Annotated in this window: 20 protein-coding genes; 11 read left to right on the top strand and 9 right to left on the bottom strand. The window is 72.5% G+C overall.

Features of this window, described 5'->3' with window-relative positions:
* Positions 1–193 precede the first annotated feature (193 nt).
* The gene (locus ACIOC1_RS14140; RefSeq protein WP_355345913.1) at positions 194–517 is read left to right on the top strand and encodes a plasmid stabilization protein; all 324 of its coding nucleotides are present in this window, start codon (positions 194–196) and stop codon (positions 515–517) included.
* 84 nt (positions 518–601) lie between these two features.
* On the opposite strand, the gene ACIOC1_RS14135 is transcribed toward ACIOC1_RS14140, so the two are convergent.
* Positions 602–1,426: an aldo/keto reductase gene (locus tag ACIOC1_RS14135; protein ID WP_401854201.1), complete on the bottom strand. Its 825-nt coding sequence runs from the start codon at positions 1,424–1,426 to the stop codon at positions 602–604.
* A gap of 395 nt (positions 1,427–1,821) precedes the next feature.
* On the opposite strand from ACIOC1_RS14135, the gene ACIOC1_RS14130 reads away from it, so the two are divergent.
* Together ACIOC1_RS14130 and ACIOC1_RS14125 are read left to right on the top strand one after the other, a co-directional pair.
* Positions 1,822–2,868: a LacI family DNA-binding transcriptional regulator gene (locus ACIOC1_RS14130; protein ID WP_401854199.1), complete on the top strand. Its 1,047-nt coding sequence runs from the start codon at positions 1,822–1,824 to the stop codon at positions 2,866–2,868.
* A 363-nt stretch (positions 2,869–3,231) separates the two neighbouring features.
* On the top strand, positions 3,232–4,716 hold the full coding sequence (locus ACIOC1_RS14125) for a GH1 family beta-glucosidase (protein WP_355345921.1): 1,485 nt from the start codon (positions 3,232–3,234) through the stop codon (positions 4,714–4,716).
* 25 nt (positions 4,717–4,741) lie between these two features.
* Here the strand turns inward: ACIOC1_RS14125 and ACIOC1_RS14120 are convergent, their stop codons facing one another.
* Positions 4,742–5,215, bottom strand: a complete 474-nt coding sequence (locus ACIOC1_RS14120) for an Lrp/AsnC family transcriptional regulator (protein WP_355345924.1) — start codon at positions 5,213–5,215, stop codon at positions 4,742–4,744.
* A 100-nt stretch (positions 5,216–5,315) separates the two neighbouring features.
* Between ACIOC1_RS14120 and ACIOC1_RS14115 the strand changes: the two genes are divergently transcribed.
* Together ACIOC1_RS14115 and ACIOC1_RS14110 are read left to right on the top strand one after the other, a co-directional pair.
* Complete coding sequence (locus ACIOC1_RS14115) at positions 5,316–5,756, top strand: DUF2000 family protein (protein ID WP_391045598.1); 441 nt, start codon at positions 5,316–5,318, stop codon at positions 5,754–5,756.
* A 186-nt stretch (positions 5,757–5,942) separates the two neighbouring features.
* Entirely contained in the window at positions 5,943–8,027 is a 2,085-nt protein-coding gene (locus ACIOC1_RS14110) for a SpoIIE family protein phosphatase (RefSeq protein WP_355345930.1), read from the top strand.
* Between the two features lie 39 nt (positions 8,028–8,066).
* On the opposite strand, the gene ACIOC1_RS14105 is transcribed toward ACIOC1_RS14110, so the two are convergent.
* On the bottom strand, positions 8,067–8,678 hold the full coding sequence (locus tag ACIOC1_RS14105) for a LysE family transporter (RefSeq protein WP_391045594.1): 612 nt from the start codon (positions 8,676–8,678) through the stop codon (positions 8,067–8,069).
* 69 nt (positions 8,679–8,747) lie between these two features.
* Between ACIOC1_RS14105 and ACIOC1_RS14100 the strand changes: the two genes are divergently transcribed.
* Positions 8,748–9,713 (top strand): LysR family transcriptional regulator ArgP, encoded by a 966-nt coding sequence (locus ACIOC1_RS14100; RefSeq protein WP_401854298.1) that lies wholly within the window; start codon positions 8,748–8,750, stop codon positions 9,711–9,713.
* A gap of 82 nt (positions 9,714–9,795) precedes the next feature.
* Here ACIOC1_RS14100 and ACIOC1_RS14095 read toward each other — a convergent pair whose 3' ends face one another.
* The 3 genes from ACIOC1_RS14095 to ACIOC1_RS14085 all read right to left on the bottom strand — a co-directional run bounded on the left by ACIOC1_RS14095 (position 9,796) and on the right by ACIOC1_RS14085 (position 14,092).
* A complete protein-coding gene (locus tag ACIOC1_RS14095; RefSeq protein WP_401854195.1) occupies positions 9,796–12,642 on the bottom strand; it encodes a glycoside hydrolase family 3 C-terminal domain-containing protein in 2,847 nt (948 codons plus the stop codon).
* A gap of 333 nt (positions 12,643–12,975) precedes the next feature.
* Positions 12,976–13,665: an excalibur calcium-binding domain-containing protein gene (locus tag ACIOC1_RS14090; RefSeq protein WP_401854194.1), complete on the bottom strand. Its 690-nt coding sequence runs from the start codon at positions 13,663–13,665 to the stop codon at positions 12,976–12,978.
* 88 nt (positions 13,666–13,753) lie between these two features.
* Positions 13,754–14,092, bottom strand: a complete 339-nt coding sequence (locus ACIOC1_RS14085; protein ID WP_401722540.1) for a hypothetical protein — start codon at positions 14,090–14,092, stop codon at positions 13,754–13,756.
* Between the two features lie 118 nt (positions 14,093–14,210).
* Between ACIOC1_RS14085 and ykgO the strand changes: the two genes are divergently transcribed.
* Both ykgO and ACIOC1_RS14075 read left to right on the top strand, forming a co-directional pair.
* Positions 14,211–14,333, top strand: coding sequence for a type B 50S ribosomal protein L36 (ykgO, locus tag ACIOC1_RS14080; protein WP_188285404.1), 123 nt, complete (start codon positions 14,211–14,213; stop codon positions 14,331–14,333).
* Positions 14,334–14,600: 267 nt separating this feature from the next.
* Complete coding sequence (locus tag ACIOC1_RS14075) at positions 14,601–15,260, top strand: zinc ribbon domain-containing protein (RefSeq protein ID WP_355345949.1); 660 nt, start codon at positions 14,601–14,603, stop codon at positions 15,258–15,260.
* An 81-nt stretch (positions 15,261–15,341) separates the two neighbouring features.
* On the opposite strand, the gene ACIOC1_RS14070 is transcribed toward ACIOC1_RS14075, so the two are convergent.
* A complete protein-coding gene (locus ACIOC1_RS14070) occupies positions 15,342–15,992 on the bottom strand; it encodes a TetR/AcrR family transcriptional regulator (RefSeq protein ID WP_401854191.1) in 651 nt (216 codons plus the stop codon).
* 40 nt (positions 15,993–16,032) lie between these two features.
* Complete coding sequence (locus ACIOC1_RS14065; RefSeq protein ID WP_391045579.1) at positions 16,033–17,505, bottom strand: MFS transporter; 1,473 nt, start codon at positions 17,503–17,505, stop codon at positions 16,033–16,035.
* Positions 17,506–17,763: 258 nt separating this feature from the next.
* Here ACIOC1_RS14065 and ACIOC1_RS14060 point away from each other — a divergent pair, with 258 nt between their 5' ends.
* A complete protein-coding gene (locus ACIOC1_RS14060; RefSeq protein WP_401854189.1) occupies positions 17,764–18,498 on the top strand; it encodes a class I SAM-dependent methyltransferase in 735 nt (244 codons plus the stop codon).
* A 52-nt stretch (positions 18,499–18,550) separates the two neighbouring features.
* On the opposite strand, the gene ACIOC1_RS14055 is transcribed toward ACIOC1_RS14060, so the two are convergent.
* Entirely contained in the window at positions 18,551–20,056 is a 1,506-nt protein-coding gene (locus ACIOC1_RS14055) for a PHB depolymerase family esterase (RefSeq protein ID WP_401854187.1), read from the bottom strand.
* 368 nt (positions 20,057–20,424) lie between these two features.
* Between ACIOC1_RS14055 and ACIOC1_RS14050 the strand changes: the two genes are divergently transcribed.
* Positions 20,425–21,252 (top strand): 3-hydroxybutyrate dehydrogenase, encoded by an 828-nt coding sequence (locus tag ACIOC1_RS14050; protein ID WP_401854184.1) that lies wholly within the window; start codon positions 20,425–20,427, stop codon positions 21,250–21,252.
* 395 nt (positions 21,253–21,647) lie between these two features.
* Positions 21,648–23,561 carry a helix-turn-helix domain-containing protein gene (locus tag ACIOC1_RS14045; protein ID WP_401854295.1) on the top strand — a complete coding sequence of 638 codons (1,914 nt, stop codon included), beginning with the start codon at positions 21,648–21,650 and terminating at the stop codon, positions 23,559–23,561.
* The last annotated feature ends 6 nt before the right edge of the window (positions 23,562–23,567 follow it).

The following is a 23,567-nucleotide window of genomic DNA, read 5'->3' as shown; positions in this document are numbered from 1 at the left end:
GTCCAGCAGGGCGGCCGGGTGACGCCCGGACGGGCCGCACCGCCGTGCGGGCGCTCCCGCGGGCGGTGACCATGGAGCGCGAAGGGGGGCTTCCGTGTAGGCCCGCACGTGCCGGGCAGGCGCGGGAACAGGGGCGCCGCGCGTGACCCGCGGGCGCCGCCGCAGCGATGACGACGACCGAGAGGTGCGAGCCATGCCCAGGGGATCGAGTGCCAAGCGCGAGCGCCAGTACGAGCACATCAAGGAGAGCGTCGAGGACCGCGGCGGGTCCGAGAAGCGGGCGAAGGAGATCGCGGCGCGCACCGTCAACAAGGAGCGCGCACGCTCCGGCGAGGCGCGCACCGCGAGCCGCAGCTCCACCCACGACATGTCGTCGGGCCGCCGCGGCGGCCTGCGCTCGCACTCCGGCGCGCAGGGCCCGACGAAGGAACAGCTCTACAACGAGGCCAGGCAGCGGAACATCAAGGGCCGCTCGTCGATGACGAAGGCGGAGCTGTCCAAGGCGCTCGGCCGCTGACGCCCGTCCGCTGACGGCCGCCGGACATCGGACGACTCGGGTTGAGGTCCAGGTCCCGGTCCAGGTCCCGGTCCGGGCTCGGGCTCAGTTGAAGGTGTCCGGGTCGGGGCCCGTGCGCTCACCGCGGTCGAGTGCGGTGATGGCGGCCATGTCGGCCTCGGGCAGCTCGAAGTCGAAGAGCCGGAAGTTCTCCTCGACGCGGGCGCGGGTGACCGACTTCGGGAAGACGATGTCGCCGCGCTGGATGTGCCAGCGGAGCGTGACCTGGGCGGGTGTGCGGCCCAGCCGTTCCGCGGCGGCCACCAGCACCGGGTCCTTGAGCACGTTGCCCTTGGCGATCGGGGACCACGCCTCGGTCGCGATCTCGTGCTCGGCGTTGAAGGCCCGTACGTCGTCCTGCACCAGGTACGGGTGCACCTCGATCTGGTTGACCGCGGGGACGACCGTGCACTTCTGGAGCAGGCGGCTGATGTGCGGCGGCTGGAAGTTGGACACCCCGATGGCCTTGGCGCGGCCCGAGGCGTAGATCTCCTCCAGCGCCCGCCAGGTCTCGGTGAAGTCGCCCACCGCGGGCCTCGGCCAGTGGATGAGGAAGAGGTCCAGATACGGCGTGTCCAGGTCGTCGAGCGAGCGGGCGAAGGCCGTGAGGGCGTCGCCGTACGCGTGGTAGGAGTTGTCGAGCTTGCTGGTGACGAAGACCTCCTCGCGCGGCAGGCCCGATGCGCCGACGGCCTGGCCGACTTCCTTCTCGTTGCCGTACATCTCGGCGGTGTCGATGTGGCGGTAGCCGATCTCCAGGGCGATGGTGACCGCCTCCCGGGTGTCCTTCGGCGGGATCTGGAACGTCCCGAAGCCGAGTTGGGGGATGGCGACGCCGTTGTTGAGCGTGAGAGCGGGCACAGCAGACATGTGCGCGACTTCCTTGCGTGTCTCGGCGGATGATTCCCGGTGGAGCCGCCTGACCTGCGGCGACGAGCCCGGAGTGACAGGGCGGCCTTCACCCACCGTAACTTCTGCCGACGTATCCGGCCTGCCGACGGCAGACCCCGGCGCGCGGACCCTGAGCGGGTCACGAGGGGCGCCCAGCCGATACGACCGGACGACGGGGGGGATGCCGCCGGCCGTATCGGCTTGTGAGGCGGGGGGGTGCCTCAAAGGTTCGGGTGCCCGGGTCCCGCACCGCCAAACACCCCGAATCCGGGAGCGGGCCGAATTCGCTTCGGAGAGCGCTCTCTCGGGAGGGGTGTAACCCGTTACGCTGTGCCTGTTCCGTGCCACGCCGCCCCGCGTGAAGGAGACGTCCCTTGTCCGACCCGAGCTTCGCGCCGCGTCCTACGCTGGAGGCCGTCGCCGCGCGGGCCGGGGTGTCGCGTGCCACCGCCTCACGGGTGGTCAACGGGGGAGCGGGAGTACGGGGACCGCTGGTGGAGCGGGTCCGCAAGGCCGTGGACGAGTTGGGGTATGTGCCGAATCAAGCGGCGCGTACGTTGGTGACGCGGCGCAATGACGCCATCGCGGTGGTGGTGGCCGAGCCGGAGACGCGGTTCTTCACCGACCCGTTCTTCGCGCAGCAGGTGCGCGGGATCAGCAAGGAACTCACCGCGCGGGACAACCAGTTGGTGCTGCTGCTGACCGAGGGGGCCGCGGATTACGAGCGGGTCGGCCGCTATCTGGCGGGCGGTCACGTCGACGGCGCGCTGATCTTCTCGCTGCACACCGACGGTTCGCTGCCCGTGCTCTCCAGCAGGGGAGACGTGCCGATCGTCATCGGCGGCCGTCCCACCTGGTCCGATCAGGAGTCCGGCCGCCGCGCCCTGTACGTGGACTGCGACAACCGGGGCGGCGCGCGGGACGCGGTCCGTCACCTGCTGGGCATCGGCCGCCGCCGGATCGCCCACATCGCGGGACCGCTCGACCAACTGGCGTCGGTGGACCGGCTGGACGGGTTCCGTGACGTGCTGCCGGAGACCGACCCCCGGATGATCGCCGAGGGCGACTTCACCCCGGAAGGCGGCGCCCGCGCCATGGCCGAACTCCTCCAGCGCTGCCCCGACCTGGACGCCGTCTTCGCCGCCTCCGACGTCATGGCCTCCGGCGCCCTGCGCGTCCTGCGCACCTCAGGACACCGCGTCCCCGACGACATCGCCGTCGTCGGCTTCGACGACATGGTCTCCGTCGCCGAATGGACCGACCCGCCCCTGACCACCGTCCGCCAGGACATCGAGGAAATGGGCCGCCTCATGGCCCGCCTCCTCCTGCGCGCCCTGGAGCCCGCGCTGGCCGCCGACGCCGTTCCGGCGCTGTCGTCCATCGTCACCCCGACCCGGCTGATCGTCCGCGCCTCTGCCTGAGGCCGCGGGACAGGATCGGCCGGACAGGATCAGACGGGCCGGACCAGTCGGGCCCGCTCGGCCGGGCCGGACCCGACGGACCGGATCGGCCGGATCAGACGCGTCGGACGGACTGGTCCCGCTCGGCCGGGGCCGGATCCGACGGACCGTCACCACTCCACCGCGCGGGTCGAATTGCGGCACTCCTCCCGTATTCGTCGTGCGACGGCTCTTGACGAGGGGTCGCCGGAGCGGGCACGCTCCTTCTGGTGGCCTGAGAGCGCTCTCAGACGGAGCGGCCCCCCGACTCTCGGCGCACCGAACCCGCCCGTTCCGCCCGACCGTCGCGTATCCGCGACCCACCCGCCATGGGAGCGCTTCCAGATGACCGCTGTCGACGACCACGCCACTGCCGAGGAGCTGCGGTTCCCGGCCGGATTCCGGTGGGGGACGGCCACGGCCGCGTATCAGATCGAAGGAGGCGCGACGGAGGACGGGCGGACACCGTCGATCTGGGACACCTTCAGCAGCACGCCGGGGCGGGTGCGCAACGGGGACACCGGCGACATCGCCGCCGACCACCGGCACCGGATGCCCGAGGACGTCGAGCTGATGCGCGAACTCGGCGTCACGGACTACCGGTTCTCGGTGTCCTGGCCCCGCGTCCAGCCGACCGGCCGGGGCCCCGCGGTGCAGCGCGGCCTGGACTTCTACCGGCAGCTCACCGACCGGCTGCTGGAGGCGGGAATCCGGCCGGTGGTCACGCTCTACCACTGGGATCTGCCGCAGGAGCTGGAGGACGCGGGCGGCTGGCCCGAGCGCGACACGGCGGCGCGGTTCGCGGACTACGCGGAGCTCGTCGGCGAGGCGCTGGGGGACCGCATCCCGCTGTGGACGACCCTCAACGAGCCCTGGTGCAGCGCCTTTCTGGGCTACGGCTCCGGCGCGCACGCGCCCGGCAGGACCGACCCGGCCGCCGCGCTGCGCGCCGCGCACCACCTCAACCTCGGGCACGGCATGGCCGTCGGCGCCCTGCGCGCACTGCTCCCCGACACGGCCGCGGTCTCGCTGGTGCTCAACCTGGCGGCGGTGCGCGGCCGTTCCGACTCCGCGGCCGACCGGGACGCGGTGCGCAGGATCGAGGCGCTGGCCAACCGGATCTTCCTCGACCCGGTCTTCCACGCGCGCTACCCGCGCGACCTGATGGAGGACACGGCGGCGCTCACCGACTGGTCGTTCGTACGGGACGGCGACCTCGCCGAGATCTCCCGGCCGATCGACGTACTCGGCCTCAACTACTACAGCCCCACCGTGGTCGCCGCCGCGGCGGCCTCGCCCTCCGCCGTACCCGGCCGCCCCTCCCCGGCGGAGCCCTCGCCGTGGCCGGGCACCGACGGCGTCGTCCGCTTCCTGCCCGCGGAGGGCCCGCGCACCGCGATGGGCTGGCCGGTCGACGCCGAGGGCCTGACCGGACTGCTGCGCCGCCTGGGCAGGGAACTGCCCCGCGTGCCGCTGATGATCACCGAGAACGGCGCCGCTTACCACGACTACGCCGACCCGTCGGGCGCCGTCCACGACCCCGAGCGGATCGCCTACCTGGCCGGTCATCTGGCCGCCGTGCTGGAGGCGGTGCGCTCGGGCGTGGACGTCCGCGGCTACTTCCTCTGGTCGCTGCTCGACAACTTCGAGTGGTCCTACGGCTACAGCAAGCGCTTCGGCATCGTGCACGTCGACTTCGCCAGCCAGCGCCGCACCCTCAAGGACAGCGCCCGGTGGTACGCCGACCTGATCGCGGCCAACCGCGCCGCGCCCGGCGCGCCGGGACCGCGCCACCCGCACCGCCGCCGTGCCGGAGTCCGCGCGGTGTGAGGCGGCCGGTGCGCGCCGGGCCCGATCAGCGCGCGGCGGGCCCGGCCGGGTCGACGCGGTGCCGCTGTACGTGTTCGTACGCCATCGTCGTCTGCACATCGGCGATCTCGCGGCGCTCGGTGAGCCGGTCGATGACGAAGGCGTAGACGCCGTTCACGTCGGGGACCGCGATGTGGATCAGGAAGTCGTGCGGGCCCGAGGTGACGAACAGGCCGATCACCTCGGGCAGCGTGGCGGCCCACTCGCGGAAGCCCTCGATGACCGGCCGGGCGGGCGGCCTGACCCGTACCGCGATCAGCGCCTGCACCGGGCGGCCGATCGCTTCGAGGTCCAGGGTCGCGTGGTAGCCGGTGATCACCCCGCGGTCGCGCAGCTGCTTGACGCGTTCGAGCGAGGTGGAGGGGGAGACGCCGGTCTTTGCGGCGAGATCGCGGTTGGTCTGCCGTGCGTCGTGCTGCAATTCCCCCAGCAGAGCCTGGTCCAGCGCATCAAATTCCACGAGAGTCCCTATCTGCCTGATGAAGTTCGGTGGCTCTAAGAGAAGGCGGCACGTGTGCCTAGTCTAGGCGGCGGATTCCCGATCGGATGGAGGGCGCCGCATGGACGTGCGCACGGACCTGTCGACCCGGCAGGCGAAACTCAAATGGGTCATCGTCGTGGACGAGGAGCTGCCCGCCGGGCGGCTGGTGAACGCCGCCGCCTGCATGGCCGCCTCGGTCGGCAAGGAACTGCCCGACCTGGTGGGGCGCGGCGGCGAGGACGCCTCGGGCGGCGTGCACCCCGGCCTGCCCTGGGCGGGCTGCTCCGTCCTCGCCGCCGACGCCGGCACGCTGCGTGAGCTGCGCGGCAAGGCGGCGGCCAAGGACGGTGTCCTGGTGGTCGACATGCCCGAGGCGGCCCAGACCTCACGGGTCTACGACCAGTATCTGGACCAGCTCGCGGGCACCAAGGGCGAGGACGTGGCGTACAGCGCGATCAGCCTGGTGGGCCCGCGCAACGCGGTGGACCGGCTGGTCGGCAGGCTCCCGCTGCTGCGCTGAGCGCGAGTACGGGCCGCGGGCGCGTACGCACGGGCCGCCGCGTATCCGCCGGTAGGTGTCCGCGCGTGCGTCCCGTAGCCGCGGTGTGCGCCCCGTACCCGCCGCGTGCGTTCCGTACCCGCCGGTACGTACTCGTCCCGGCGCTCCCGACGCGCCCGTCGGCGTCAGTCGAGCGATGATCGAGGGATGAGGCGTACCGGTCGCGAGATGGGCGTCCCCGAGCTGGAGCCCGAGGTGTTCGACCGTGCCATCGTGTCCGTGGCCCTGACGTCGGGGCCCGAGCACCGGCTGGTGTACTACAACGACGCCTTCCACGACCTGTTCGGACCGCGCCCGCTCGGCGTCCCGGCGGGCGAGGTGTTCGACGAGCCGCACGAGTCGCCGTACCTCGACCTGCTCGACGTCGTCTACACCGACAAGGCGCCGCGCCAGGTGACCACCCCGCGCACCACGCGGGGCAGCACGCCCGGCGCGCCCGGGCGGCGGCATTTCGTCTACAGCCTCTCGCCCGTGGTGTCCCGGCACGGCCCCGGCGTGCTGACCGTCGCGATCGACACCACCGCGCACATCGAGGCCGCCGAGCGGGCCGAGGAGCTGTCGGAGGAGCGCCACCAGGCGTTGCAGCGCTACGAGGCGCTGATGTCGGCCGTCTCGCAGATCGTCTGGCTGATGCGGCCCGACGGCGCGATCACCGAGCTGGTCGGCGGCTTCGAGGAGTTCACGGGGCTGCCGTGGCGGTCCAGGATCGACGAGGTGTGGCTGGAGTCGGTGCACCCGCACGACCGCGCCGGGCTCCTCCAGACCTTCCAGGAGGCGGCGACCGGGCCGGCCACGATGTTCGTGTGCACCTTCCGGATGCGTACGGCGACCGGCGCGTACCGGCGCGTGCAGTCGCGGGCGGTGCCGGTCGTGCGCGACGGCGAGACCGTCGAGTGGATCGGCACCACCTCCGACGTCGAGGACCAGTGGCGCAACCGGCTGCGCGAGCGGCTGCTGGCCCGGGTCGCCACCGTCACCGCCGCGCAGGACGTGGCCCAGGCGTTCGCCGCGACGGCCTCGGCGGTCGTACCGGAGCTGACCGACGCCTGCGTGGTGTTCCTGCTGCCCGCCGTGGGGCTGCCTCCCGGTCCCGGCGGGGCGGCCACCGCCACCCGGATCGCCGAGACGGCCAGGGCGGGACTGCCCGACCTGCCGCCGCTGAACGACCAGCCGTACCAGGTCGGCCCGGTCGTCCAGCAGGTGATCGAGAGCCGCAGGCCCCGGCTGGTGACCTTCCCCAGCGGCGAACCGCCGCCCGGCATCGTCCCCGACGCGTCCACCGCCTGGCTGCGCAAGGTCAGGGCCACCAGCCTCACCATCGTGCCGATCGTCATCGACGCGGCCGTGGTCGCCTTCGCCGTCGCGGCGGCCTGCGCCGACAGCCCGCCGCCGGGCCCCGCCGACCTCGCGCTGCTCGGCGAGATCCTGCACGAGGTGCGCGACCCGCTGCGGCAGGCGCTGGAGCTCCAGCGCACCCGGCACACCGCCCTCACCCTCCAGCGGGCCCTGCTCACCCCCACCCCGCGCGTGCCGGGCGCCGAACTGGCCGCGCACTACCAGCCCGCCAGCAAGACCGCCGAGATCGGCGGCGACTGGTACGACGCGCTGCTGCTCCCCGACGGCTCCGTCGCCCTCACCATCGGCGACATCGCGGGCCACGACCTGGAGGCGGCCACGTCGATGAGCCAGCTGCGCAGCATGCTCCGCGTCATCGCCTACGACCAGGTCCACCCCGGCACGCCCGCCGACAGCCTCGCCCGGCTCGACCGCGTCGCCGACGGCCTGGGCATCGCGCCGCTGGTCACCGCCGTCCACGCACAGCTCACGCCGGGGCCGGGCGGCGGCTGGCACGCGGCCTGGTCCAACGCGGGCCACCCGCCGCCGCTGCTGCTCCCGGTCTCAGGGGCGCCGCGCTTCCTCCAGGGCGAAGGGCCCGACCTGCCGCTGTGCGTCGACCCGGCGCTGCCGCGCGCCACCTGGCACCACGAACTGCGCCTGGGCGACACGCTGTTGCTCTACACCGACGGGCTGATCGAGGTGCCGGGCACCGACCTCACCGAGGGCATGGCGCATCTGGCCGCGCACGCGGAGGAGGCGCAGTCCGACGGGGTGCCGCTGGCCGCGCTCTGCGCCAGGCTGCTGGCCGCCGCCGACTCGCGGCGCGACGACGCGGCCGTGATCGGCTTCCGGCCGACCGCGCAGGGGCGGGTGTGGGAGGGGATGTGGGGCTGAGGACGGGCCGGGGCATCGGCCGCGGTCACCGGCGGTTCCTCAGAGCCGCACCACCATCACCACGCCCAGCGTCACCATCGTGACGGCGATGACCCCGTCGAGGACCCGCCAGGAGCCGGGCCGGGAGAACGGCCGCCGCAGCAGCCGGGCGCCGAAGCCGAGCGCGCCGAACCACAGGACGCTGCCCGAAGCGGCGCCGACGGCGAACGGCCAGCGGCCACCGCCGTACCCGTTGGCCACCGACCCCAGCAGGAGCACGGTGTCCAGGTACACATGCGGATTGAGCCAGGTCATGGCGAGGCAGGTGAGGACGGCCGCGCGCAGGGTGCCGCCGCTCGCGCCCGCCGGGTCGAGGTGTTCCGGGCGCAGCGCGCGGCGGGCGGCGAGCACGCCGTAGCCGACCAGGAAGGCGCCGCCGACCCAGGCCGCGACCGTGACGGCCGAGGGCCAGGCGTGCACCACGGCGCCGATCCCGCTCACGCCGAGGGTGATCAGTGCCGCGTCCGACAGCGCGCAGATCGCGACGACCGCGGCGACGTGCTCCCGGCGGATGCCCTGCCGGAGGACGAAGGCGTTCTGGGCGCCGATGGCGACGATGAGCGACAGGCCGGTACCGAGACCCGCCAGAGCCGCGAGAAGGGCTGCGTGCATGGTGACGAGGCTAGGAGAGCCAGTGTCATCAATCCAGCTAATGATTCTTAGGTAGCATAAGGGATCGTGATGATCGATCTCCCGCTGGACCAGGTCCGCACGCTGCTCGCCGCCGTCGACGAGGGCACCTTCGAGGCCGCGGCGCAGACCCTGCACGTCACGCCGTCCGCGGTCAGCCAGCGCGTCAAGGCGCTGGAACAGCGCACCGGACGCGTCCTGCTGCTGCGCACCAAGCCGGTACGGCTGACCGAGGCCGGCGAGATCGTCGTCCGTTTCGCACGCCAGCTGACCCGGCTGGAGCGGGACGCCAGCGCCGAACTGGGGCTGTCCGACGAGACCGCCGGTACGACGGCGCTGCCGATCGCGGTCAACGCCGACTCGCTCGCCACCTGGTTCCTGCCCGCCCTCGCCGAGGTCCCGGCGGGGCTGCCGGTCTGCTTCGACCTGCGCTGCGACGACCAGGACCACACCGCCGGGTGGCTGCGGCAGGGGCTGGTGATGGCGGCGGTCACCTCTTCGCCGGAGCCCGTGCAGGGCTGTACGGTCCGCGCGCTCGGCCGCATGCGGTACCGCGCCATGGCCGCGCCCGCCTTCCACGCGCGGTGGCTGTCGGGGGCGCCGCTGCGGGAGGCGCTGCCGAACGCGCCGCTGGTGGACTTCGACCGCAAGGACGACCTCCAGGACCGCTTCCTGCGCGCCCTCGCGCCTCCCCGCGCCGCGAACACCCCGGTCGCGGGCCGCGCCGCGAACACCCAGGTCACCCGGCGCGCCCGGCACTACGTCCCCTCCTCCGACTCCTTCGTGACGGCCGTCGCGGCGGGGCTCGGCTGGGGCATGATCCCCGAGGTGCAGGCCGTGGGGCACCGCAGGGACGGGACGCTGGTCGACCTCGCCTTCGAACGGCCCGTCGACGTCCCCCTCTACTGGCAGCAGTGGAAGCTCGACTCCCCGGCGCTGGCCGCCGTCGCCGAGGCCGTGGTGCGGACGGCGGCGGTCGCGCTCAAGGACACCGACGGCGCGCGGGCGGCGGGCTGACGCGGACCGGCCGGGGCGTGTGTGCGCACGCCCCGGCCGGTCACCGCCGGATGCCCACCGGCGAGTCACTCGTACGCGTCGGCTACCCGTACGCGTTGAACTCCGCGATCGACCACCAGGACGCGGCGCTGCCGGTCTGGGTCACCCGGATGTAGCGGGCGGCCTGCGCGGGGAACGACGCCGTGACCAGCGCGGCGGAACCCGTGCCGGTGGCCACCGGGGCGCTCCAGGTGGTGCCGTTGGCCGACAGCGCGACCTGATAGCCGCGGGCGTAGTCGCTCGCGCTGCCCGCCGAGTCCATCGTGATCTGGTCGACGGTGTGCGACGCGCCCATGTCGACGGTCACCGTCTGGCCGTTGACCATCGGCGTGCCGGTGCTCCAGCGCGTCGACGAGTCCCCGTCCAGCATCCGCGCGGCCACGTCACCGCCGCCGGTCGCCGAGGCGGACGCCGTCCACCCCGTACGCGACAGCAGGGAGTGACCGCCGCCGCCGTTGCCCGCGGGGATGGTGGTCTGGCCGGTGAGGCGGATGTCGCGGGACGACGAACCGACGTAGACGGCGTTGGTGCCGGCCGCGTTGGTCCAGGCGTTCGTCCAGTACTGGAAGCTGCGCGCGTCCAGGGTGACCGAGACGTGCTGGCTCTGGCCGGGGTTGAGGCTGACCCGCTGGAAGCCCCGCAGACTCTTGGGCGGTTCACCCGTCGTGGCGGGCTGTCCGACGTAGACCTGGGCGACCTCGGCGCCCGCTCGTGTGCCGGTGTTGGTGACGTCGAAGCCGACCGCGACGTTGCCGTTCGCGTCGGGCGCGCCGACCGTCAGGCCCGAGTAGCCGAAGGTCGTGTAGGACAGGCCGAAGCCGAACGGGTAGGCCGGGGTCTTGTTCTGCGAGTCGTACCAGCGGTAGCCGACGTTCACGCCCTCGCTGTACTGCACCGTGTTGTTCTGGCCGGGCCACTGCGCGGTGGTGTGCGCCGGGACGTCGGCGATCGAGGCGGGGAAGGTCACCGGCAGCTTGCCGGAGAAATTCGTGTCGCCGTACAGCAGCCGGGCGATGGCCGTGCCGTCCTCCTGGCCCGGATACCAGTTCTCGACGATGCCCCGCACCGCGTTGGCCCACGGCATCGTCACCGCCGAACCGCTGTTGACGACCACGACCGTGTTGGGGTTGGCCGCCGCCACATCGGTGACGAGCTGATTCTGCGCGGAGGACAGGTCGATGGACGACAGGTCGCCGCCCTCGGACTCGAAGTTGCTCACGAAGACCACCGCGAGGTCCGAGGAGCGCGCCGTCGCGACCGCCTGGTCGTGCAGCGACAGGCCCGGAATCTGCCAGCCGAGCGTGGCGTTGCTGCCGCCGCCCGCCTGGTAGTAGTCCACCTCGATGCTCACCGGCTGATTGGCCGTCAGACTGATCGTGCCCGTCCGGGTGGTCGGACCCTGGTCGAACCAGTTGTTGATGATCTGCTGGCCGTTGACGAACAGCCTGCTGCCGTCGTCGCTGTTGAGCGAGAAGGTGTACGTGCCGGTGGTCGGCGGGGTCAGCGTGCCGGTCCACTTCGCCGACCAGTTGGTGGTGTTGACCCCGGGGGCCGGGGACTGGCCGCCCCACACGTTGTCGACAGTCGAGTCCACCCGGCTCGCCACCACCGCGCCCGACAGGTCCTTGCTGTTGTGGTACTCGCCGTACAGGCCGCTGCCGGTGCCCTGCGACGGCTTGAGATACGTACTGCCGACCGGCGACAGCGAACCGTTCGCCGACGCGACGCCCTGCGCGTACGCCACCGTGGTGCCGCTGCCCGCACGGGACTTGAGGCCCTGGTACGGCGTGATCACATGCGGCGCGTTCACGCCCGCGCTGCCGCCGCCCTGCGTCATCGCGCCGGTGCCCGCGTCGTCACCGATCACGGCCATGGACTTGACCGACGAGGCGACCGGCAGCACCGAGGAGCCGTTCTTCAGCAGGACGCTGCCCTCCTCGGCGACCTGCTGCGAGATCGCCGCGTGCGCGGGGGAGGTCACGACCGCGTTCGTGGAGCCGTTGTTGGGGTTGTCGAACAGGCCCTGGCGGAACATCGACAGCAGGATGCGGCGCACATGGTCGTCGATCGTGGCCTGCGAGACCTGGCCGTTGTTCACCGCGTTGGTCAGCGCGGTGCCGTAGTAGTCCTTGCCCGGCATCTCCATGTCCAGGCCGTTGTTGGCCGAGGCGACCGTGGAGTGGGTGCCGCCCCAGTCGGAGGTGATGAAGCCGGTGAAGCCGAGGTCGCCCTTGAGCAGGCCGTTCTGCAACGGGCCGTTCTCGCAGGCGAAGGGGCCGTTGATCGCCGAGTAGGAGCACATCACCGAGTCGGCCTGGCCCTGCTTGACCGACGTCTCGAACGCCGGGGTGTAGATCTCGCGGATGGCGCGGTCGGAGACGATCGCGTTGTCCGAGGCGTTGTTGCGGTTGGTCTCCTGGTTGTAGACCACATAGTGCTTGACCTGGGCCATCGGGCCCTGGCTCTGGATGCCCTGGATGTCGGCGGCGCCCAACTGGCCCGCCAGATACGGGTCTTCGCCCATCGACTCGAAGGCGCGGCCCCAGCGCGGGTCGCGCACGATGTTGATCGTCGGCGCCAGCACCACATTGGTGCCCTTGCCCCACTGCTCCGAACCCAGCACCTTGCCGTAGTTCTGCATCAGCGCGGGGTCCCAGCTCGCCGCGCCCGCGACCGGGGCGGCCATCTGCGTCACGTCGTTGAAGCCGTCACCCGCACCGACCGGTCCGTCCTGAAGGTGCAGCGGCGGAATGCCCAGGCGCGTGTTCCCGTCCACGCACCCGACGTACCCGCACGACGCCCCGCCGTGCAGCATCGTCAGCTTCTCCGCCTGCGTCATCGCCGCCAGCAGTTCGTCGGCCCGCTGCGCGGGCGTCTGCGCCGTGTTCATCCACGGCTGCGTGGCGGCCTGCGCGGGACTTCGGCTCGCGGAGACAGCGCTTGCTCCGGTCACAAGTAAGAGCGCTGCCGCTATGGGCAGCGCCGTTCGTATCCAAGGACGTGTTCGACGCATGGGGGGACTCCTGTGTGCGGCTCGACAGCGCGTGGGAGAGCGACGGAACGCACAGCCCGCACGACGCGTGGGGGCGCCGACAGCGGACTGCGCAAGCGACGATCGTCCCCCGCAGACCCCGTGTCAAGACTGACAGAGAGCGCTCTCCTGCCGTCGGCGGGGGTTGCGTGACGAGCCGTGCGGGAAAGCGCGCCCGGCGGCCTGGCGAGGTCAGGGAGCGGCGCCCTCGGACGGCTCGCAGGCCAGGCCGTCGTGATCGCGGTCGAGCTTCGGCCGATAGCGCGGATCGCCGCTCGGAATGTCGCTCGCGCCGTGGTCGTGCGCGTCCGTGCAGTCCTTGTACGTGGTCGCGGGCGGACCGGTCGTCTCTGCTCCCGAGCCCGGCACCGCGTGGACACTGGCCCCGGTGATCCGCCCGCCGTCGACGGAGTACGTGCCCTCGAAGGACTTGACGGTGCCGTCGGTCTGGGTGGCGTCCAAGTGGACGGTGACAGTGCTGGGAGTGCTGGCGAGGACGGTCACGACGTCTTCGGAGGTGGAGGAGAAGCCGTCGACGAAGGCCGAGTAGGAGGAGCTGACGTTCTTGCCGCCGAGAGCCCACGCCCGGCCGAAGTCGCGGGCGTTGATCGCGGCGAAGTAGTCGCTGACGACCGTCGTCGGGTCCGTGGCGGTGGCGGTGGGCGTCGCTGTGGTGGTCGTCGTGGGAGCGGTCGGGATGGGCGTGGGTGTCGCAGGCGGCGGATTCGGCGTCGTCACGGTGGTCGTCACCGTCGCTCCGGGCGCGCTCGGAGCGACGGTGACGCCCGCCGACGAGTTGCCGTCCGTGCTGCCGCAGGCCGCGGCCGTGGCCGCCGTGACGGCGACCAGCAGCGTGGCGGGCAGGAGTCGTACACGGGCCATGGGACTCACCTCGCGGGTGGCTGTCCCCTTGTCCCAGAGTGCGCCGTCCCGGCCGGTACCGCTCGCCGATCAAGGACGGACGCGCGCCTCAGCGGGTGCGGTCCTCGTCGGGGGCCGGTGGGGTGTCGGGGGTGTCCTCGGCCATGGAGCCGGGGCTGGAGAAGTCGGGGCTGGAGAAGCCGTGGGGGGAGATGCCGACCTCCTGGGGGACGAGGTCGTCGGCGGAGTCGGCCTCGTAGTCGGGGCCCTCGAAGGGCGGGACGACGTAGTCGGGCGGGGTGTAGTCGTGGATCTCGGGCGCGTCGGGGCCCGTGAAGTCGGGACTGGAGAAGTCCGGACTGGAGAAACCGGGGCTGGAGAAGTCCGGCGCGTCCGCGTCCTTACCGCCCGCGTCGCCGCTTCCGCCGCCGTGCTGTTCGTCGCTCATCTCGGTCCCCTCACGGCGGTCCGCACCGCCTGTCCGCGGAACGGAATGAACCCGGCCGCATCACCGTTGCCATGCACACAACGAACAGTACGAGACTGTACGAGCAGGAAGGTGTCCCATGAAGGTCCGTAATTCGCTGCGCTCGCTCAAGAGCCGTCCGGGCGCCCAGATCGTCCGCCGGCGCGGCAAGGTCTATGTGATCAACCGCAAGGACCCCCGCTTCAAGGCCCGTCAGGGCTGACCCCCGCGACCGGGGCGGAATGCCGGGATCCGCCCCAACTCCCCTGTATCGGGCATGAGCCGGTTGAGCGTGTCGTGCACCGAACAGGGTGTGCGACAGTATCCCTTGCCCGGGATCGGGCGGCAGTACAGGGCGCGCCGAACAGGCCCGGTGAGAACCGGACGGCGCGTTCGGAAACCGGCGTGGGGTGCGGGGCGTCCGTGCTGGTGGGGGTACCGGCGGGTCAGGGGGCCCGACCGGAGGTGCGCGCGCGGTGGAGGCGTGGGAATGAGTTCCGAGATCTACTTCAGCAACAACTACCGGGATCTGTGCCAGGAGCACGGCACGGGAGCGGGCTTCCAGTTCGAGTTCTCGTGCCGGCGCTGCCAGGACACCTGGCGCTCGGCCTTCGAGCCGTACACCAGCGGCCGGGTCGCGGGCTGGCTCGGCAAGGGCGTCAGCGCGGCCTACGGCGTGCTCGGCCGTGGCGGCTACGGCATGTCCAGCGCCGCCGACGGCCTGGCGGGCGCGGGCTTCGGCAGCGCGCGCGACAAGTCCTTCCAGCGGGCGATCACCAACGCCGAGGGCCACTTCAACCGCTGCCCGCGCTGCACCGACTACGTCTGCAACCGCTGCTGGAACGCCGCTCAGGGCATCTGCCTGACCTGCGCCCCGGACACCGCCGCCGAGGCCCTCGCCGCCCAGCAGCGCGGCCTCAACGACATGGTCTCCGAGCGCGCCTACACCGTGGGCCAGCAGAGCGGCCAGGCGTTCGACGTGACCGCCGCGCGCCAGCTCGTCTGCCCGCAGTGCGGTACGGAGACGCGGGGCGCCGCCTTCTGCTCCGGCTGCGGCCACCGGCTCGCCCAGCCCGACAACTGCGCCTCGTGCAGCGCCCCGATCCCCGAGGGCGCCGCCTTCTGCCCGGGGTGCGGCACCCGCCGCTGACGACGCGCGCCGCCACCCCCTCGCGTCGGCCGACGCGTGAGGGGGAGCGGCGCCATCAGGTGAGGGCCGCGCCAGGGGCGCTTACGCGTCCCGCGCGCAGCTCGCGCGCCCCGCACCACTGCTGATGAGCGTCAACTGCTCGCGCGTGGCCGGGGCGTGGATCGCGGGCGTGCCGTGGGCACGCAGCCCCGCGAGGTGGATGTCCAGATGCCGCTGCCACGCCTCCGGCGCGACCGGGCCCGCGGTCTCCACGATGCCGCGCAGCGCCCACGAGATCGCCATGATGTCGCCGAGCACGATGTCGGGACCGATCCGCCCGAACTCCTGCGCCTGGGCCAGGAGGTCGGTGATCAGATCGCGCAACTGCTCGACGCAGGCCGCCTTGGAGTGGCCGACCGCCTTGACCGCGTAGCCCCGGTGGGTGCTCAGCGACTGGCCCATGGCCCGCAGATAGACCTCGAGCCCGGTGCCGTCGCCGAGCGCGAGCGCACGGCGCGCCTCGGCGACCAGCTCGCTGAGCATCTGCCCGACGATCTCCTCGACCAGCGCCTCCTTGTTGGGGAAGCGCCGGTAGACCGTACCGACGCCCACCCCCGCGCGCGAGGCGATCAGCTCCACGCTCGCCTCCGTGCCGAATTCGGAGACGACCTCACGCGCGGCCTCGATGACCAACTGCTGGTTGCGTACGGCATCGCGCCGCATCGGCCGGTCCTGCGTGTCGCGCGCTGTCATCCGTCACTCCCGGTGGGTGCGGCCGTTCGTACGCCGGAGCTCACTCCGGCTTGTCACCCACGACCGTACCGCCGGGTACCACCGCCAACTCCGGATGCGCGGGCTCGTCCGCGAAATCCACCAGCCTGGTCTGCTGCCGGGTGACCGGGATCAGCATCGCGGCGAAGGCCGCGATCAGCAGCGCGACACCGAGCATCGCGAAGCCGTTGGTGTACCCCGACTCGCGCGGCAGGCCGTCGGCGGCCGGGTTCGAGGTGACGATGCTGGCCATCAGCGCCGCGCCGATCGAGCCGCCGATGGTGCGGATGTTGGCGTTCATGCCGCTGGCCACGCCGGTCTGCTCCGGCGGCACCGCGGCGACGATCAGGCTCGACATGGCCGAGAAGGCCAGGCCGAAGCCGACGCCCATCACGCCGGTGGCGATGTACAGCTCCCAGGTCGCGCCGTGCGCGAAGGCGATCATCGCCAGCGAGACGGTGCCGATCAGCGAGCCGAGCAGGACGACGATCTTGCCGCCGATCCGCTGGGCGAGACGGCTCGCGCCCAGGCCGACGGCGAACATGGTCACCGACATCGGCAGCAGGATCAGGCCGGACTCGGTGATGCTCGATCCGAAGCCGTACCCGGTGGACTTCGGGGTCTGCACGAATTCGGTGAGGAAGGCGAAGGTCGCGTACATACCGACACCGAAGAGCAGCGCGACCAGGTTGTTGGTCCACACCGCGGGCAGCCGCATCATCTTCATGTCGATCAGCGGTACGGCGGAGCGCAGTTCGACCTGCACCCAGGCGACGGCCAGGACGACGGCGGCGATCAGCAGGCCGATCACCTTGCCGGAGGCCCAGCCCCACACCGACGCCTGACTCAGCGCGACCAGCAGGGCGACCAGCCAGCCGGAGAGCAGCACGGCGGGCAGCCAACTGATGCGTCCCGGTGTGCGGATCGGGGACTCGGGGACGAAGAAGTGCGCGGCCACGGCCGCGAGGATCGTCATGATCATCGGCAGCCAGAACAGCCAGTGGTAGTCCAGCACGCTGACGATGGGTCCCGCGAGGACGATGCCGAGGCCGGAGCCGACCGCGATCAGCGAGGCGATGGCGCCGACCGCGCCGTTCAGCTTCTCGCGCGGGAACTCGTCGCGGATGATGCCGAAGGCCAGCGGCAGCACACCGCCGCCGATGCCCTGGATCACGCGGGCGATGATCATCACCTGCACGTTGGACGCGAGCGCGGCCAGCAGCGAGCCGACCGCGAGGGCGGACATCGTCGCCACGAAGACGCGTTCCTTGCCGATCATGTCGCCGACGCGGCCCATGATCGGGGTGAATATCGACGCCGACAGAAGGTAGGCGGTCAGCACCCAGGTGACGGTGTTCTGGTTGGTGTGCAGGCTCTCCTGGATCGTCGGCAGGACGGGGGTGACCAGGGACTGCAACAGCGCGTAGGCGGCGACACCCGCCGCCAGGACCGCGAACGTGACCTGGTGGTGCGGTCGCCGGGTCTCGGACGCCATGGAACTCCTCAAGCTTGAACCGGAACGAACATTCCGTTAAGCCAGCAGAATATCGCATCAGGAATGACGCTTCCGTTTCGTGGAGGTCAGGTGTAATGCACACCTCACTTCGCCCCCGCCGGGAATAAACGGCGGGAACGCCGCCCCGAGGGCCCGTCCGCGCCGGCCTGCCGTCGCCTCCCCGATGCACCCGGGCGGCGGGCCGGGCGTTCGCCGCGACACGGCGTCGCGCGGCTTCGCACGGCCTAAGGTGGCCGGATGTTCTCCGATCAGGGGCCGAGCCTCCGCGAGTTGGCGGTGCAGGCGCTCTCCTCCGTCGACCGCGGCTACGACCTGCTCGCGCCGAAGTTCGACCACACACCGTTCCGCACGCCCGATGCCTTCCTCGACGCGGTGGCGGGCGCTCTCGCGCCGCTCGGGCCCTTCGACGCGGGACTCGACGTCTGCTGCGGTACGGGCGCGGGCGTCGGGACGCTGCGGTCGCTGTGCGGGAAACGCGTCACCGGCGTGGACTTCAGCGCGGGGATGCTGGCCGCCGCGCGCGCCGCGTACACCGGCCGGGACACCGCCGAAGGACCGGAGCCGGAGTGGGTCCGCGCCGACGTCCGCGCGCTGCCCTTCGACGCGGAGTTCGACCTCGCCGTCAGCTTCGGCGCCTTCGGGCACTTCCTGCCCGCCGAACGCCCCCGGCTGTTCGCCGAGGTGCGCCGCGCGCTGCGCCCCGGCGGGCTCTTCGCCTTCCCGGTCACCGCGCCGCCGCCCGTCGACTCGGCCCTGTACTGGGCACTGTGGGGCTTCGACGCCGGGATGCGGGTGCGCAATCTGGTCTGGCGCCCGCAATTCGTCATGTACTACCGGACGTTCCCGCTGCGCGGGGTGCTCGACGACCTCGCGGGGGCCGGATTCACCGTGACCCACACGGCACTTGAGGAGTTCGGCCGCCGCCCGGACGGCAGCCCGCGCTGTCGGCTGGTGCTAGCCCGCAGCACCTGACCGGTACGGGGTCCGCACCCGGTCGGTGCCGCGGGCCGGGGCGCGGCCGGGGTCAGGCCGAGCAGCCGCTGTCGGCGATCACGTAGTAACCGGCCGCTGTCTCCTTCAAGGTGTGCGTGACGAAGACATTCCACAGCCCCATGTTCTGGTTGGAGCCGTTGGCGTACGCGTATCCGCCGCTCTGATGGGCGCGGCCCGCCGCCACCTGGGCGTAGTTGGTGGCGGTGAAGCACTGCCCGGAACCGCCGCCGCCCGACCCGGTGGTGGTCGCCGTGACCGCGCCGGACGCGGCGCCGACCGTCCCGGCCGAGTCGACCGCGGCGACGGTGTAGGCGTACGAAGTCCCCGCCGTCAGATTGCTGTCGGTGTACGCGGCCGAGGTGCTGGTGCCGACCTTGGTCCCGGCGCGGTAGACGGTGTACGAGGCGGCCCCGGTCACTGCCGCCCAACTCAGGCTCGCCGTCGTGTCGGTGGTGCCGGTGACCTTCAGCCCGGTGGGCGCGGGCAGCGCGCCCGTGCCGCCGCCGGAACCGGAGTCCAGGCCCCAGAAACGGGCGGTGTAGTAGCTGGAGCAGATCGTGTCGAGGTAGTACGCGCCGGTAGCGCCGCACTGCTCGGTGCCCGAGCCGGGGTCGACGGCCAGACCGTGCCCCATGCCGGCGATCGAGTACATCTGCACCGCGGGCTTGCCGGAAGCGTCGTTGTACGTGGTCAGCGTGGTGTTGCCGGGCAGGCTCTGGGTGCTCGACGGGGTCTGGCCGATGCCCCACACATTGGTCCACTGGTCGCGCAGTTCGGTGGCGTTGACCGGGTAGACCGTGTAGTCGGAGGCGCCCTGCCAGATCGCCACCCGCGGCCACGGCCCGGTGTAACCGGGGTAGGAGGCGCGGACCTTGTCGCCCCACTGCGCCGGGGTGAGATTGAGGCTGCCGTACTGGCAACCGGAGGCCGCCGTCTGACTGGTGGCGCACTGCGCGGGCAGCCCCGAGTCCACCGAGCCGCCCGCGAAGACGTCCGGGTAGTCCGCCAGCAGGTCGGCGGTCATGCCGCCGCCCGCCGACAGGCCGGTGACGTACACGCGACGGCTGTCCGAGCCGTACTGCGTGACGGCGTGGCCGACCATCGACACGACGGACGCCGCCTCGCCCTTGCCGCGGGTGTCCTTCGCGGGGTCGAACCAACTGAAGCAGGACAGCGAGTTGTTGGCCGAGCTGGTCTGCGGCAGCACGAGCGCGAAGCCCCACAGGTCGGCGTACTTCTGCCAGCCGGAGTTGGCGAAGTAGTCGCTCGCGCTCTGCCCGCAGCCGTGCAGCGCGACCACGACGGGCGTGTTCGCGGGCAGACCGGCGGGTGCGTACTCGTACATCGCCAGATTGCCGGGGTTGGAGCCGAAGGACGAGACCTGGGTGAGACCGGCCGCGGCGGCCGGACCGGCGGTGACGACCGCGCCGAGGCAGGCGGTGAGCAGGGCGAGGACACCGAGGAGCGCGGTGGTCACGGCGCGGGCGGTACGGGGGAGGGGCGAACGGGCGCTGCCGGGCGGCGGGTTGGGGGGCATGCGGACTCCTCGGGACGGGGGGCGGCTCACGGTCGGCGGACACCGGCACGTCGGACGACAGCGGTAGGGGGCGTTCCTGATGTGACGGGGACCACGTGTCGGCTGGACGGTAGAACCGCCGCGGCGGCCCCAGACACGTGAAGGACCGCCACCCCTGCGCGGCGGAAGTGGGGGCCGCCGCCATTGCGTCCGCCGCGCCGCGGTGCGCCCGGCGGCGCGGCCGACCGGCCGCCGCCCGCGCCGCGCGGCCGTACCGGCATGGGCCCTGGAGGGCCCGCGCGACATGGCTGCGGACGCCACCTCGGGATGGGGAAGTATGGTCACCGGCCACGTGTGCGGGCCCCCGCATCGTTTCTAGCGTGGCGGCCATGGAGAGCACTCAGAGCCCCGGCGCCGAGGGGCCGCCCGCTGCGCCGCCCGCCGCAGTCACCCCCGACGACCCGCCCGGCGCGCGGTTCCTGGCCGGGCGGACCGCCCTGGTCACCGGAGCCGCCAGCGGTATCGGACGGGCCTGCGCGGTGGCCCTCGCCGAGGCGGGCGCCGCCGTCTACGTGGTGGACATCGCGGCGGACGCGGCCAAGGAAGTGGCGGCGGAGATCGGCGGCACCTGCTGCGTCACCGACCTCGCCGACCCCGCCGCCGTGGACGCGCTGCCCGACGACGCCGACATCGTGGTCAACAACGCGGGCCTTCAACACATCGCGCCCGTCCACGAATTCCCCCCGGAGCGCTTCGCGTTGATCCAGCGGGTGATGGTCGAGGCGCCGTTCCGGATCCTGCGCCGCACCCTGCCGCACATGTACGCGGGCGGCTGGGGCCGGGTGGTCAACATCTCGTCGGTGCACGGCCTGCGCGCCAGCCCGTACAAGTCCGCGTACGTCGTCGCCAAGCACGCGCTCGAAGGGCTCAGCAAGACCGTCGCGCTCGAAGCCGCGCCGCACGGCGTGACCAGCAACTGCATCAACCCCGGCTATGTCCGCACCCCGCTCGTCGAGGACCAGATCGCCACCCAGGCCGTCGCGCACGGCATCCCCGAGGCGGACGTGGTGACCCGGGTGATGCTGGAGCGCACCGCGATCAAGCGGCTGATCGAGCCGGTGGAGGTCGCGGCGGCGGCCCTGTGGTTCTGCTCCCCGCACACCGGCTACATCACCGGGGCCTCGCTGCCGCTGGACGGCGGGTGGACCGCCCACTGACCCGCGCGCACCGAGCCGACCGTCGGGCCAGCCACGGGCCGACCACGAGCCAGCCACCGGGCGGCCCACTGATCCGGCCGTCGATCCGGCTACTGATCCGGCCACTGACCTCGCGTTTTACTGCGGCCGGTCGATAGGGTCGGCGTCTGCGGCGGCCGTCGTCCCGTCCCGGCGGGGCGGCGAGCCCCACCGCGCGTCCGTCGCACCAGCCGTGCGGCGCGACGGTCCCGACCGCCGCGCCGCACGGACCGTTCTTCGTCCCTCCGGCACGGTGACCCCTGATGTCCGCAGAATCCGCAGAACCCGCAGCCGTACCGGCGCCCGAGTCCGTAGCGGCACCGGCACCGGCACCCGCCCTCGGGCCCGCGGCCGAGCCCGCGCCCATCGCCCGCCATATGCGTCGGCTGCTCGAAATGGTCGCGGCCGACGCGCCCGCGGAGGACTTCGGGGCGGTCGCCGCGCAGGCGAGGATCAACGGGGCGGGCGCGTCCGACCTGTCGGAGCTGGAACAGGCCACCGGGATCGCGCTGCGGGTCCGCCGGGTGCTGCGGCAGCACCGCCGCCGCGAGACCGAACTCGCCGCGCTCTTCGACACCGCGAGCGACCTGGCCGCGCTCCGCGACCTCGACGCCGTCCTCCAGTCCATCGTGCGCAGGGCCAGGATGCTGCTCGGCACGGACACCGCGTATCTGACGCTGCGTGACGAGGAGGCGGGCGACACGTACATGCGGGTCACCGACGGCTCGGTCTCACCGCTCTTCCAGAACCTCCGGCTGTCGTACGGCGACGGTCTCGGCGGTCTGGTCGCGCTGACCGCCCGCCCGTACGCGACCCCCGACTACCGCACCGACGAGCGCTTCCGGCACACCGGCTCGATCGACGAGGGCGTGCTGGACGAGGGCCTGGTCGGCATCCTGGGGGTGCCGCTGCTGCTCGGGTCGCGCGGCGCGGGCGGTCACGCGGGCGGCGCCGTCGGCAGCGACGTGATCGGGGTGCTCTTCGCCGCCGACCGCACCCCCCGCCCCTTCTCGCCCGACGAGGTCGCGCTGCTGTGCTCACTGGCCGCGCACGCCGCCATCGCCATCGACACCGCCAAGGCCATCACCGACCTCGCCGAGGCGGGCGCCGTGATCCGCGAGCACGCCGCCGCGATGCAGCGCGCCGAGGAGGCGCACGACCGGCTCACCGACCTGGTGCTGCGCGGCGGCGACCTGTCGGAAGTGGCCGCCGCCGTCGCGGGACTGCTGGACGGCGCCCTCACCATCCACGACCCGGAGGGCCGACGGCTGGCCGCCGTCGGGCGCGGCGGCGGCGACTTCGACGGTCTGCCCCCGCAGCCGGCGGCCCTGGTCAGGCATGCCGCCGACTCGCACGCAGCGGCCCGCGCGGTGTTCCGCGACGGCCGCTGGACCTGCGCCGTGCTCGCGGGACAGGAACTCCTCGGCAGCCTCGTGCTGTACGGGCGCGAACGGCTCGACGACTCCGACCGGCGGCTGTTCGAGCGCCCCGGGGTCGTCACCGCGCTCCTGCTGCTGCTCAGCCGCTCCGTCGCGGAGACCGAGAACCGGGTGCGCGGCGAGCTGATCACCGACCTGCTGACCGCGGCGGGGCGCGACCCGGCCGGTCTCGTCGTGCGCGGTCGCAGGCTCGGTGTCGACCTCGACCGGCCGTGCCTGCTGCTCGTCGCCGAGACCGTCACCGCCTGCCACGACAAACTGCCGGGCGCCGCCGTCCAGTACCTCTTCGGCGGCGACGGCATCAGCGCCGAGCAGTCCGGCACCGTCGTCCTGCTCCTCCCGTACGACGGCGCACCGCCCGGCGAGGCCGCCAGGGCCGCCGTCGCCCAGCTCGGCCACCTGGTGGGCGCGCCCGTCACGGTCGCCGCGGGCGGACCGGCCGCGGGACCGCGGGCCCTGGCCGACGCCCACGCCGAGGCGCTGCGCTGCCTGCGCGCCCTCCAGTCGCTCGGCCGCGTTGGCGACGGCGCGAGCGCCGACGAACTCGGCTTCCTCGGCGTGCTGTTGGGCAACGAACGGGACGTCGACTCCTACGTCACCGCGACGCTGGGACCACTCCTCGACTACGACGCGCGACGCGGCACGGAACTGGTCCGTACCCTCGGCGCCTACTTCGCCTGCGGCGGCACCCTCACCCGTACCAAGGACGAACTCCACCTGCACGTCAACACCGTCGTCCAGCGCCTCGACCGCGTCCAGGCCCTGCTCGGTCCCGACTGGAACGCCCCCGACCGGGCGCTGGAACTCCAACTCGCCCTCCGTCTGCACCTGTTGTCCACACCTCGCGGCTAGGAGCGG

Origin of the sequence: Streptomyces sp. NPDC088197, from assembly GCF_044741185.1 — a bacterium.
GTDB lineage: Bacteria > Actinomycetota > Actinomycetes > Streptomycetales > Streptomycetaceae > Actinacidiphila.
Note: the sequence above shows the minus strand (reverse complement) of the source record. Positions and strands in the feature narration are given on the sequence as shown.